The sequence below is a fragment of the Pantoea sp. X-Soil-YNGN-844 genome (genome assembly GCF_059730595.1).
On sequence record NZ_AP036007.1, the window covers coordinates 373,800 to 386,865 of the forward strand.

Sequence of the window (13,066 nt, forward strand, 5' to 3'; positions counted from 1 at the left end):
AGATGGCGATGAAAAATGGCATTCTGGCTCTGATTCTCGGCTCCCTGTCGTTCGCCGCCCTGGCGGACAGCAGTCAGGACGATCTGGTTAAACGGGGTGAATATCTGGCGCGCGCCGGTGACTGTGTGGCCTGCCACACCAGCAAAGGCGGCGCGGTGTTTGCCGGTGGTCTGCCGATGGCGACACCGATTGGCACCATCTACTCCACCAACATCACGCCCGATCGCGACACCGGCATTGGCGAATACAGCTACGACGACTTCCAGAAAGCGGTGCGTCACGGCGTGGCGAAAAATGGCGATACGCTCTATCCGGCAATGCCATTCCCCTCCTACGCGGTGGTCAGCGATGAGGACATGAAGGCGCTTTACGCTTACTTCATGCATGGCGTTGCGCCTGTCGGCCAGCCCAACCGGGAGAGCGACATTCCCTGGCCGCTGTCGATGCGCTGGCCGCTGGCGATCTGGCGCGGAATTTTTGCGCCCGATGTAAAAGCCTTCCAGCCTGCCGCTCAGGAAGATCCGGTGCTGGCACGGGGTCGTTATCTGGTTGAAGGATTGGGACACTGCGGGGCCTGTCACACGCCGCGCAGCATTACCATGCAGGAGAAGGCGCTGACCAACGAGGAGGGCAACGACTATCTGGCGGGCAGCAGCGCACCCATTGATGGCTGGACTGCCAGTAATCTGCGCGGTGACAACCGTGACGGGCTGGGTCGCTGGAGCGAAGAGGACCTGCGTCAGTTCCTGCGTTATGGCCGCAACGATCAGACCGCTGCGTTCGGTGGCATGACCGACGTGGTGGAACACAGTCTGCAGCATCTGAGCGAAGCCGATATCACCGCCATTGCACGTTATCTGAAGTCACTGGGCGCAAAAGACCCGCATCAGGCGGGATTCAGCGTGGATGATGCCACGGCAAAAGCGCTGTGGCGTGGCGATGACAGCCAGACCGGTGCAGCGACCTACGTCGACAGCTGTGCGGCGTGCCATAAAACCGATGGCAGCGGCTATAAACGCTTCTATCCGGCGCTGCGCGGCAATCCGGTCATCTTGGCGGATGACCCGACCTCACTGATCCATATCGTGCTGGTGGGCGGACAGTTGCCTGGCGTCAATGGCGCGCCGTCGACCATTACCATGCCGGCATTCGGCTGGCGTCTGAATGATCAGCAGGTGGCGGACGTCGTGAACTTCGTGCGTAACAGCTGGGGCAACAAGGCGACAGAGCAGGTCAGCGCGAAACAGGTCGCGGCGCTGCGTAAAGATGAGAAAGATCGGCTGGGCAGTGCAGATATCAACGTACTGGAAGGCAAATAACCGGCAGTAATAGAGGCCGTCATCATCAGGATGACGGCCTTTTCTTTTAAATATTCTCCAGATCGATTCCGCGCGTTTTTGGCCCGTAAATCCCTACTGACAGTATCACCATCACCATGCTCAGCACGATAAAGGTAATCACACCTGGCGTTCCGGCGTACTGCAATATCACCCCGATGAGAATACTGCTGAAGACCGTTGAGAGACGGCTGAAGGAGTAGCAGAAGCCGACCGCCCGCGCCCGAATGTGGGTGGGGAAGATCTCGGTCTGATAAGCGTGGAAGCTGAAGGTCAGCCAGGCATTTGACCAGGTGATCAGGAAGCCGCACATAATCAGCAATACCGGCTGCGTCTGGAAGGCAAAGAGCGTACCGAACACCACCGTCATCAGCGACGACAGGACGATCTGCCACTTATTCTCCATTTTATCAGCGTAGCGGCTGCAGATCAGCGATCCCAGCGGATAGGCCAGTGTGATGAAGAAAGCATAGAGCAGGCTGTGCGTCACCGTGGCACCACGTCCTGACAGCAGTGCAGGCAGCCAGTTACCAAAGCCGAAAAAGCCAATCGCCTGGAAGAAGTTCATCACTACCAGCATCAGGGTGCGCTTGCGGTAAGCGGGTGACCAGATCTCACTGAAACGCCCCTGTTTTGGCAGCTGCGCCGCCGCGTCATCGGCCTGAACAGCAGGACCGGGCGAGATGCCACAGCGCTGCTCCATCGCGGACAACACCTGATTCGCTTCCTGATGACGACCCTGCTGCGCCAGCCAGCGCGCCGACTCCGGCAGATTTCTGCGCACCAGCCAGATCACCAGCGAACAGACCGCGCCCGCGATCACTACCCAGCGCCAGCCTTCCAGACTGAACAGCGTTTGCGGAATCAGCCACCAGGACATCAGCGCCACCGCAGGCACCGACAAAAATTGCACGAAAAAGGAGAAGGCAAAAGCGCGGCTGCGCAGATGGCTCGGCACCCATTCCGACAGATAAGTATCGATGGTCACCAGCTCGACGCCCAGCCCGATCCCTACCAGAAAGCGGAACAGAATGATCATCTCCGCGCTCTGCTGGAACGCCATCAGCAGTGAAAACAGCCCGTACCAGAGCAGCGCGCACATAAAGGTCAGGCGGCGGCCAAAGCGGTCAGCGTAGGGGGCGAGCAGGCTGGCACCGAAAAACAGACCCAGGAAGGTGGCCGAGGCGAATGCCGCCTGATCGGAGAAACCCAGCACGCCCGCCGCGCCCGTGTGAAATACGCCCGCCGACAGCAGGCCGGTGCTGATATACCCGGTTTCAAACAGGTCATACAGTTCAAAAAAACCGCCCAGCGCCAGCAGCGTGATAAAGCGCCATAATCCGGCAGAGGAGGGCAGCGCATCAACGCGTGCGGCTAAGCTGTTACGGGCCGCCGATAAAGCGTGCATCGGCGGCAGGCTGGTAGAAGTGGTGGTCATATCAGCGTGAACCTCAGGCAGTGTGGACACGACTCGCAGCCGGTCAGAGGCTTATACCGTTAGCAAGCGAAGAGATAGCAGAATAATCAATTCATCTGCCAATGCCGAGAGCGTCGTTGCTGACGATTTAGCAAGATACATTGCAGGTTTTGCCATTCGTGGCGGGCACCCCGACAGCGGCGGCCAGGCCAGCATCTGCCTGCAAACTCAGCGCTGTCTCTCATTTCGGTCACACGATTGCAGGCCCGCATGGAGGCAAATGACGTTCCTGCGTTAGCATAGGCCCGCTTTGTGACACCTTCTTCACGGACGCGGAAAAAGCTGAGCTGAAGAAGCAGACCCAATTACAGAAAGATGAGGTTAACGTGAGTTTTTTTAACGAGCTGAAAGCATCGCTGGAAGAAGCTGTTGAGATCAAAAGCGGCGTCCGGGTGCCTGGTCGTGTTACCCACTATGCGGTGGCCGATGTGAAGACTATCGGGGCACTCAACTCACGCCCCGATATCCCCCAGCCGGAAAAGAGAGAAAGCGCCACCGATAATGCCCGCATCGGTGGCACGTTACTTTAAGGCAGTTGCGGCCAGACGCCGGGTCCAATCGGCAGTCCCAGCCAGTACCAGGCGACCAGCAGTGCTATCCAGCTGATAAAGAACACCAGCGGATAGGGGAAGATCAGCACGTAATAGGTCCCGAGCTGCGCATCTTTCTGGTAGCGCTGCAAAAAGGCCAGGAACAGCGGCAGAAACGGCGACATCGGTGCCAGCGGCAGCACGGCGGAGTCGGCGATGCGGAAAATCATCTGGGCAAAGGCGGGATGGAAGCCGAGCAGCATAAACATCGGCACGAAGACCGGGGCGAGAATCGACCAGATTGCTGAGCCGCTGGCGATAAACATGCAGAGAAACGCCGACAGGAACATCAGGCCGAGAAACGCGGGCGCACCGCTGACGCCTGCGCTCTCCAGCACGTCGGTCAGCCCGATTGCCATGAACTTGCCCATGTTGCTCCAGTTAAAGAACGCCACGAACTGCGAGAGCGGAAAGACCATCACGATAAAGCCCGCCATGCCCTTCATCGGATCGACCAGCAGCTGCGGGATATCATCCGGACGGCGGATCTGCCGGGTGACCACGCCGTAAGCAATGGCGACCACAAAGAAGAACAGAATGATGATCGGTACGATGCCCTGAATAAACGGCGAGGGAATAATGGCGCCGGTAGCGGGGTTACGCAGCGGCGCATTTTCCGGCACCACCAGCAGCGCCATCACGGCGATAAACAGTAATGCGGCGATCCCGGCGGCCCGCAGGCCGCGGTTCTCCAGCGGCGTCAGTGCCGCCAGCTTCTCACCATTGCCCTGCCACTCTGGCAGGCGCGGCTCGACAAATTTGTCGGTCAGCAGCGCACCCACAATCGTCAGTACAATCACCGAGGTAGCCATAAAGAACCAGTTATCGATGACGCTGACGTGCACTGTGTCGCTGACCGCTTTAGCCGCCTCGGTGCTGATCCCCGAGAGCAGCACATCGGTGGTGACAATCAGCAGGTTGGCGGTAAAGCCAGAAGCCACACCGGCAATCGCGGCCAGCAGGCCCGCCACCGGATGACGCCCTACCGCCAGGAAGATCAGCGCCCCCAACGGCGGCATCACTACCAGCGCGGCATCCGAGGAGATATGGCTGAAGAAGGCGATAAACAGAACCATGTAGCTGGCATAGCGGCGGCTGACGCGCGATGCCATCTTTACCATCAGCGACTGTAACAGGCCGACCTTTTCTGCCAGTCCGGCACCAATCACCAGCGCCAGAATCGATCCCAGTGGGGTAAAGCTGCTGAAGTTCTTAATGATATTGGGCAGTATCCACTGAATGCCTGCAACGCTCAGCAGGTTGTTCACCCGGACAAGTTCGCCGTTGCTGGGGTTTTTTACCGCCAGGTCCAGCGCGCTGATAACGGCGGTCGCCACCATCAGAACAACAATCAAATAGACAAACAGTAAAAAAGGGTTGGGCACTTTATTGCCCACGCGCTCGATCCAGCTGAAAAGCCGGCCAGGGCTGCGGTTCCCGGAGGTTGCTTCCATGGTATTGGTTCTCGTCTTGTATTCCCCTTATCGGCGGAGGTCCGATCTGACGCCGGTCGTGGTAGACGACAGACGGTGAGTTCAGTTCCGGCTCCGCTGAATCAGGGAAGTGTTTGCAATATTTTTATAATGGTCCGCGTCAGAGACACGGCCGTTGGCTCATTCGGCCAGTTTTGTGGGTGTGATCCCCGCCGGGATCGGACAGATATAAGGCTGCGCGCCACGTACCCGTTCGAACTCGGCCCTGCAGCCAGCCAGTGCCTGCGGTTCTGTTAACAGCGTTAACACCGTGGCCGCCATCACTTTGCCCGCCAGAAACATCCCCTTATGCCCGATACTGGTGCGACCCTGCGCCACCAGTTGCCAGGTGTGCAGCGGTGTACCGAAGGTAAAGCAGGGCGCAAAGCACTGTGCGGTCGGCGTCACCCAGCTGACATCGCCGACATCGGTGGAGCCGTAGAGCAGCTCGCGCGTGACCGCATAGGGCGCGACCTCATCCATAAACAGCTTATCGCCCAGCTGTTCAGCCCAGGCATGACCGGCTTCGCCACCAGTGCGGGCGACATTGAGCCGGGCATTGCGCAGATCGTCATCGGTCAGGGTGGCACGCAGTTCGGCCGCAAACGCGCGCTCTTCGTCGCTGTAGTCGGGCAAACCAAACTGATGCAAATAACGCTCCATCACCGCTTCCAGCGCGCGGTTAGGCACGTAGTCCGAACAGGCTTTGTCAAAACGCACGGTCAGCGTGGTATCGGTCATCAGCGCTGCGCCCCTGGCGATATTGATGACTCTCTCATAGATCGCCTGCGCCTGAGGCAGTTCCGGGGCGCGAATCAGGTAGAGCACTTCTGCATCGGCCTGCACCACATTCGGTGAGACGCCGCCGCTGTTGGTGATGGCGTAATGCAGACGCGCCTCCTGCACGATATGCTCGCGCAGGAAGTTGGCCCCGGTATTCATCAGCGTGACGGCATCCAGTGCGCTGCGGCCTAGATGGGGTGAGTTGGCGGCGTGAGCGGCGACACCTTTGAAGCTGAAGGCAGCCTGTATATTGGCAAGCGTCCGCAGATTAAACATCCCGCTGAAACCTTCAGGATGCCAGGTCACGGCGGCATCGACGTCGTCAAACAGCCCTTCGCGCACCATAAAGGTTTTGCCCGAGCCGCCCTCTTCGCCAGGACAGCCATAAAAGCGAACCGTGCCGCCCGTGTGATGCTGTTCCATCCACGCTTTCACGGCGCAGGCTGCAGCAACACCTGCCGTACCGAGCAGGTTGTGACCGCAGCCATGGCCGTTGCCGTTGGCTTCCAGCGGTTGTGGCCGGGCGCAGCCCGACTGCTGGCTCAGACCGGCCAGCGCATCAAACTCGCCGAGGATGGCAATCACCGGCCTGCCGCTGCCCGTGCTGGCGATAAAGGCGGTGTCGATGCCCCCCACGCCGCGCTCTACTGTGAAATCCTCTTCCTGCAGCGCATCAGCCAGCAGAGCAGAGGAACGGGTCTCGGCGAAGCGGGTCTCAGGCGTGTCCCAGATGGCGTCGCTGAGCGTGCTGAAACGAAGCTGATGACGATTGATATAGTCGGCAATAAAGTCTTCTATCATCATGAGCCCCCAAACTGCGCCTGGTTCAGCGCCAGGGTTGCCAGCAGCGTGATGGCGTCCGGCATCACCCGCTCATTAAAGTCGAATTTCGCATTGTGGTGACCCGCCGCCAGCGCACAGCCGAAAATAACGTAAGAGGCCTGGCCGCCGCGCTGTTTTACCCGCTCCATCATGTAGGTCGCATCTTCCGAACCTGCTGCCTGCGCTTTACGATCGACGACCGAGTCGAACATACCGAGTGCGTCCGCCTGCTGGTGGATGAAGTCGACCCACGGCTGCGTCGGGGTACAGCTGCGCGCGGCCCCCATCAGCGAGACCCGCTGCTCAACGCCATACATCGCCGCCGCACCGGCAATCACCCGCAGCGCCTGCTGATAAATATCGTCATTAACCTGATTGGTCACGCCACGGGTTTCGACTTTCAGCAGGGCGCAGTCGGCTACCACGTTGCGTCCGGTTCCCGCCTGCAAAACGCCCACGTTGACCCGCGCCACGCCGCCGCTGTGCTGGGTTAAGCCATGCAGCGCCAGCGTCGCTTGTGCGGCGGCCAGCAGAGCATTGCGACCCTCTTCAGGGCGACCGCCCGCATGGGCACCGACGCCGGTAAAGTGAACATCCAGCTTGGTGGTAGCCAGGAAGCTGTCGCTGCCGCACACCACTTCACCTGCCGGCACGCCTGTACCGATGTGAATTGCGGTGAAACGATCAACGTCATCGACCACGCCCGCGGCGACCATCGCTTTTGCGCCGCGCACGCCCTCTTCGGCGGGCTGGAAGATCAGTTTAATCGTGCCGCTGAGCTGATCTTTCATCGCCATCAGCACTGAGGCGAGGCCCAGCCCAATGGTGGTATGACCATCGTGGCCGCAGGCGTGCATCATCCCGGCGTTACAGGAGGCAAACCCTTCGCGCTGCGGCAGATGATCGGCTGCCTGGCTTTCATTGAGATCCAGTGCATCCATATCGACCCGGAAGCCCATCACCGGACCGGGACGGCCGGTCTCAAGCGTCGCCACGATGCCGCAGAATCCACCGGAGAAGTGACTGATCCACTGCGGCAGCGCGCCCTGTTGCAACGCACGCGCCTCCTGCTGCTTCAGTATGGCTTCGTCGGGCAAGCCCATCCGCGCATCGGCATCTACGACCTCACGGCCCAGCTTCAGTTGATAACCGAGCTTATGCAGTTCTTCTGCGACTAACGTCGCGGTGCGGAACTCCAGCCAGCCCGATTCGGCGTAGTGATGGAAGTCGCGACGCCACTGTTGCAGCTGTGGCAGCAGGGCGCTGATGCGGTCTGAAAGGGATTTCATCGGCTCTCTCCTCATTGTTGATTTTTTATGCACTGCGTCGAATCTACACAATGGTACTGGGCGGCATAAGATGCGAATATCTTGTGACTGATAAACAACGGTTATCGCAAAACTATGTCTGCCAATCTCAAACTTCATCAGCTGCGCGCCTTCACTGACGTGGCAAGACAGGGCAGTATCCGGGCGGCAAGCCGGCTGTCCGGGCTGTCGCAACCGGCGTTAACCAAAGCGATTCAGGAACTGGAGCGAGAGCTGGGCGCAAAGTTGTTTATCCGCCGTCAGCAGGGCGTAGTGTTAACCGATATCGGTGATAACTTTTTTCGTCATGCCAGCCTGGTGCTGGCAGAGCTGCGGGTCGCAGAAGAAGATATCCAGCAGCGGCTGGGACTGGGTGGCGGTCAGGTAAACATCGGCGTGGGGGGCAGCGTGGCACGCACCATCATGCCGCAGGTGATAAACCAGTTTCATCGCGAATACCCGCTGGTTAAGGTACGCATTGTCGAAGGACAGCTGGTGTCGATGGTGCACGAACTGCGTCAGGGGGCGCTCGATTTCACCATCAATACTTACGATCAGAGCCATCTCGATCAGGAGCTGATGTATGAACGGGTGATGGAGCGCGAGTACAAAGTGGTGGTGCGCAAAGGCCACCCGCTGGAAAAGGCCCGTTCTCTGGCGGCGTTACAGCAGGCGGACTGGACGATGCCAACGCCAAAAGGGAGTTACTACCGGCTGCTGCACGATTTGTTTGGCGAGCGCGGCATGGCACCCAAAATCGTGGTGACCTGTGAAACCTTTATGGCCTGCACGAGCCTGGTGGCGCAAAGCGATTTCATCAGTATTCTGTCGGTCGACGTGATTGACGATCCCATTCTGGGACGGTCGCTGGTGGCGCTGACGCTCGACGAGCCCTTGCCGAAAGCCATCTTCTATCTGATCCAGCGCAAAGACACCGCGCTGACGCCGATGAGCAGTTATATGGCGCAACTCTTTCGGCGTTATTGCCAGTAAATTCAGGGAGTAAAGTCGATCGTCTACACTATAGGGGTACTGTAAAAAATCCACCCGACAAATAGAGGTTACGATGCAAGTCAGTCCTTATCTGTTTCTCTATGGCCGTTGTGAAGAGGCTATCGACTTTTACCTGCAGGCGACCGGGGGAGAGCTGCTCTCTAAAATGAAATTTGGTGATATGCCGGATCAGGGTGAGCAGGTCGGCGATCAGTCTGCTGCACCGCAGCCGCCAGAAAAGATCATGCATGCCCAGCTGCGTATCGGTGACGGTGAGCTAATGCTCAGCGACGGCAACACCGAGCAGCCGCCCGCGTCTGAACATGCCGGTTACGCGGTCAGTCTTTCTACCAATGATGTCGAAGAGGGGAAAGCCTGGTTTGAGAAATTGTCGGCAGGCGGGAAGGTGACAACGGAGTGGCAGGAGACGTTCTGGTCGAACGGATTCGCGATGTTTATCGATAAGTTCAACATCCCGTGGCGCATTAACGTTGAGAAGCCACAGGAATAACCGAAGATAAGATGCAGGACTGAGTTGCTAACACTGCCTCTCAAAAGCTGGCCTGGAGGAGATAACGCTCCAGGCCAGCTTTCCTGCGTGACGGGCGTTTTTTTCAGCCGCCCGTTATCTTTATCAGAAGTTGTAACCCGCTACCAGGTAGTAACCCCAGCCAGTCGATTTCACTTCAAACGGGCCTTTGCCGAAGTTCAGCTCCTGACCATCCGCCCACTGTCCGCCGTTGTGGAAGTAACGTGCCACCGCAGAGAAGTGCCAGTGATCGTAACCCAGTGACAGAATGTGGCTGGAGGCGATGGAGTTGCTGGTGCGTGATGAACCGCCTTTCTCGTTGAGATCGGAACCCCAGTCGAAGTTGGTGAAGCCCACATAGCCCAGATTACCGCCCCACAGCTGGGTGATAGGCACGAAGTATTTCACCTTGAAGCGATAGCCATCCCAGCTGTTTTCGTTCGCCGCGCCATAGTTTTCCCACTGATATTTGGCATAGACGTTCAGCGACAGGCCGACATCGCTGTGCGTATCGATATCGGTGCCCAGACCCATATACCAGGTGTTCTGGCGGTTATCGCTGTTGCGGCCCATGTCGTAGATGTAGTTGTTAGCGAAATACCACTCTTTGAACGGACCAAAGGCCAGGCTGGTGCCGGTCAGTTTGTCGATAGAGAAGCGCGGCTCAATCTCCATAAACATCGGTGAACCGTGGTCGAAGACGCCGTTGGCATTGCTGTTGCCCACGCCGAAGAAGTTAGGCACGTCCAGATAGCCGTAGAAATCGAACCAGTCTTTCTTCGCAAACGCTTCATATTCCAGATAAACGTCGTTGTTAAACTGCGGTCCGAAACGCGTGTGGTAGCTGCCTACCACGTTAACGCTCTGATGCCACCAGTCGGAGAGGTACTGCGGATCGCTTTCAGCAGCCTGCGCAGCACCACTCAATGAACATGCCAGCACGGCACCTGCTATCAACGTTTTAAATTTCATTATCATCAGCCACATGCTTTTGACCGCCGCACAGCAGACGCAGTCAGAGAGAAGTCGGTCCCTGGAGGGGAGTGAGGTATTCAGCAAAAAACAGCCAGTTCTTCAGCCCGCGTAGCGTGCCTGTAACAGATCGATAGAAAATAGATTTTGCTCACGTTTGTCAAAAAGTGTTGCATTACAATTCCGCTAAAATGTGATGCACTTCACAATAATGACCAGGATCGAACGGAACCAGGCAACCGTTTACGTTGTCTGGTTCGTGATCAAACGCGCGGGATCAGGGAAAGGTGACGCGAACCTGCAAACCACAAACAGCACCCTGTGGTGTCAGGCAATTGGAAAGGGCGACATGTATCTGATGTTTCTCTGCGACATTACGCACAATGGAGAGTCCCAGCCCGCTGCCCTGGGCTTTGACGTCAGGCGAACGGGTAAAACGGTCGAACGCGCGTTCGATAAAGGATTCCGGCATGCCCGGTCCGTTATCGACAATATCGACCACCGTTTTGCCCGCGACCCGATGCAGCAGCACATCAACCAGGCTGCCTTCCGGCGTGTGCAACATAGCGTTACCAATCAGGTTGTCGAACAGGCTGCGCAATTCGGAACGGCTGGCCTGCAGGCGATACTGCGTGGAGCCATTAAAGCCGATATCGATGCCGCGCTTATCCGCCACCACCATCAGCTGCTCAATACTCTCTTTCAGCAGATTTTCCAGTTCGATATGCTCCACGCTGGACACCACGCTCTGGTCATCCTGACGTGAGACATTGAGTAACTGCGTGACCAGGTGACGGGTGCGCGTGACGCCCGCTTCCAGCTGGCTGAACTGACGGCTCGCTTCACCCGGCTGAATATGCTGACGCAGGTTTTCCAGCTGTAACGTCACCGCTGTTACCGGCGTACGCAGCTCATGGGCGGCATCTTCCAGGAACTGACGCTGCGACGACCAGGCGTCACGCAGCTTACTCAGCAGCGAGTTGTAAGCGGCTACCAGCGGCAGGATCTCATCCGGTAAGCCCTCCGGTGAGACATTGTGTGGATGATGAGTTTCCTGTGCCGCAATCTGACGTGAAGCGACCTGCAGATCGCGCGTGATCTTGCGCACTACCAGCCAGATCACCAGCAGCGACAGTGGCATCATCAGGATCATCGGAATGATCGCCGACAGCGCCCGCTTAACCATCGAGGCTTTCATGTAGCTGAGGTTGTGCATCACCTGGATGGTTTTAATCTCACTGCCGGGCATGCCTGGCCGGGTAAAAATACGCCATTCACAGTCGTCGCACTGACCCACATGCACATCGTGATATCCGCGCTGATTTTGCAGCGGAGCCTGTAACTCCGGCCATGAGCTGGCCCGCAACTGGCCCTGATCGTCCCAGAGCTGAACCACAAAGGCGCTTTTTGCTTTGTCCGGCGCAATGAGCATCGGCATCAGGGCGGGCATCTGTTTATTAGTGGACCAGGCATCAGCGATTTTTGCCAGCTGATCGTCCTTCATGGTACCGACCATATCGCCGTAACAGCTGAAGAAATACCATGTGACGCCGCCGATCATCAGCAGGTGAATAACCAGCAGCGTAGAGAGAAGTTTGTTGCGCAGTGAGCGCATAAAGCGGAAAGGTTTCATATTGCCGGAACCCGCCAGCCCAGCCCGCGCACGTTACGGATCACGTCGTTGTCGAGCTTGCGACGCATGCCGTGGATCAGCACATCTACTGCATTGCTGCTGACCTCATCGCCCCAGCCGTAGATACGGTTTTCCAGCTGTTCGCGCGACAGAATAGCGCCCGGCCGCTCCAGCAGCGCGTAGAGCAGGGCATATTCCCGCGCCGTCAGCTGCTCGCGCTGGCCTTTGTAGAGTACCTCGCGGGTCATCATATCCAGCTGGACATCGCCGCTGCCCAGCACCGAGTCTGCTGCGCCGTGGCTGCGTCGCGTAATGGCACGCATCCGGGCCATGACTTCCTGGAGATCGAACGGTTTAAGCAGGTAGTCGTCCGCACCGCTGTCGAGTCCCTGTATCCGCTGCGCCACGGTGTCGCGTGCGGTAAGAATCAGCACCGGCGTCGCGTCGCCGCGCCCGCGCGCCCGGCGCAGAACCTGCAGACCGTCATCGCGCGGTAAGCCGAGATCGAGCAGCACGCAGCTGTAGCCGCCTTCGCTCCAGGCATTCTGGGCATAAACGCCATCGCGCACCCAATCTACTGACCAGCCCGCGCCCTGCAGTGCCTGTTGCAGGTTCGCGCCGATCATTTCATCATCTTCAACCAGTAACACGCGCATGGCTGATCTCCTTCATAAAGATAAGAGAGAGTTTACTCACCAATTGTTAGGCCAGAATTATCCTTCCGCCGTCATACTTCGTGCTGTGGCGGCGTTGGCTGCGACTTACCGTCCAGGTCACTGACTTTTGTCAGCTCTCTGGGACGGCTGCGTCTGGCCGCCCTGGCACAGCACGAATTATTCTGGCGGATTGCAGTCTTCATACCTGGCACTGTGGCGGCGTTGGCTGCATCTACAGTGCTCAATCAGAACCCTACCCGCATTTACCAAATTAAACGAGGGCAAAACCACATGTTTCAGGATGAAATTTTGATGTTTTCATTATTAAGTAAACACTATCCAGAATCTGCAGGAGTTATTTAATGACACAATTACATTAAAATGATTTTTATTAAATACGGACTTAGTTTTCGATAATCAAACTCAGCGCAAAAATGTTAAAACTATGCAATGAAAATTAACTCTGCGAACGAATTGTGCTCGATGTCACAAAAG

At 57.6% G+C, this 13,066-nt stretch carries 10 protein-coding genes and 1 pseudogene; 4 read left to right on the top strand and 7 right to left on the bottom strand.

What is annotated here, in order from left to right; all coding sequences use genetic code 11:
- Nucleotides 1-8 precede the first annotated feature (8 nt).
- Nucleotides 9-1,319 (top strand): c-type cytochrome, encoded by a 1,311-nt coding sequence (locus AC6I8C_RS01620; RefSeq protein ID WP_497821422.1) that lies wholly within the window; start codon nucleotides 9-11, stop codon nucleotides 1,317-1,319.
- Nucleotides 1,320-1,365: 46 nt separating this feature from the next.
- On the opposite strand, the gene AC6I8C_RS01625 is transcribed toward AC6I8C_RS01620, so the two are convergent.
- Nucleotides 1,366-2,775, bottom strand: coding sequence for an MFS transporter (locus AC6I8C_RS01625; protein WP_497821423.1), 1,410 nt, complete (start codon nucleotides 2,773-2,775; stop codon nucleotides 1,366-1,368).
- A gap of 365 nt (nucleotides 2,776-3,140) precedes the next feature.
- Between AC6I8C_RS01625 and nadS the strand changes: the two are divergent.
- A pseudogene (gene nadS / locus AC6I8C_RS01630) lies at nucleotides 3,141-3,260 on the top strand (NadS family protein); the annotation flags it as partial.
- Between the two features lie 80 nt (nucleotides 3,261-3,340).
- Here the strand turns inward: nadS and abgT are convergent.
- From abgT to AC6I8C_RS01645, 3 genes are all read right to left on the bottom strand, one after another.
- The gene (gene abgT / locus AC6I8C_RS01635; RefSeq protein ID WP_497821424.1) at nucleotides 3,341-4,858 is read right to left on the bottom strand and encodes a p-aminobenzoyl-glutamate transporter; all 1,518 of its coding nucleotides are present in this window, start codon (nucleotides 4,856-4,858) and stop codon (nucleotides 3,341-3,343) included.
- Between the two features lie 159 nt (nucleotides 4,859-5,017).
- A complete protein-coding gene (locus AC6I8C_RS01640) occupies nucleotides 5,018-6,460 on the bottom strand; it encodes a M20 family metallopeptidase (RefSeq protein ID WP_497823294.1) in 1,443 nt (480 codons plus the stop codon).
- Nucleotides 6,460-7,770, bottom strand: a complete 1,311-nt coding sequence (locus AC6I8C_RS01645; protein ID WP_497821425.1) for an amidohydrolase — start codon at nucleotides 7,768-7,770, stop codon at nucleotides 6,460-6,462. Before AC6I8C_RS01645 ends, AC6I8C_RS01640 begins: the two co-directional genes overlap by 1 nt.
- A gap of 114 nt (nucleotides 7,771-7,884) precedes the next feature.
- Here AC6I8C_RS01645 and AC6I8C_RS01650 point away from each other — a divergent pair, with 114 nt between their 5' ends.
- Both AC6I8C_RS01650 and yjdN read left to right on the top strand, forming a co-directional pair.
- A complete protein-coding gene (locus AC6I8C_RS01650; RefSeq protein WP_497821426.1) occupies nucleotides 7,885-8,781 on the top strand; it encodes a LysR family transcriptional regulator in 897 nt (298 codons plus the stop codon).
- A gap of 73 nt (nucleotides 8,782-8,854) precedes the next feature.
- Nucleotides 8,855-9,292 carry a VOC family metalloprotein YjdN gene (gene yjdN, locus AC6I8C_RS01655; RefSeq protein ID WP_266307335.1) on the top strand — a complete coding sequence of 146 codons (438 nt, stop codon included), beginning with the start codon at nucleotides 8,855-8,857 and terminating at the stop codon, nucleotides 9,290-9,292.
- A gap of 123 nt (nucleotides 9,293-9,415) precedes the next feature.
- Here the strand turns inward: yjdN and AC6I8C_RS01660 are convergent, their stop codons facing one another.
- The 3 genes from AC6I8C_RS01660 to AC6I8C_RS01670 form a co-directional block, all read right to left on the bottom strand.
- Entirely contained in the window at nucleotides 9,416-10,282 is an 867-nt protein-coding gene (locus tag AC6I8C_RS01660) for a nucleoside-specific channel-forming protein Tsx (protein ID WP_497821427.1), read from the bottom strand.
- A 277-nt stretch (nucleotides 10,283-10,559) separates the two neighbouring features.
- Nucleotides 10,560-11,915 (bottom strand): sensor histidine kinase, encoded by a 1,356-nt coding sequence (locus tag AC6I8C_RS01665; RefSeq protein ID WP_497821428.1) that lies wholly within the window; start codon nucleotides 11,913-11,915, stop codon nucleotides 10,560-10,562.
- Complete coding sequence (locus tag AC6I8C_RS01670; protein ID WP_003855687.1) at nucleotides 11,912-12,571, bottom strand: response regulator; 660 nt, start codon at nucleotides 12,569-12,571, stop codon at nucleotides 11,912-11,914. The genes AC6I8C_RS01665 and AC6I8C_RS01670 overlap by 4 nt, the downstream gene beginning before the upstream one ends.
- Nucleotides 12,572-13,066 lie beyond the last annotated feature (495 nt).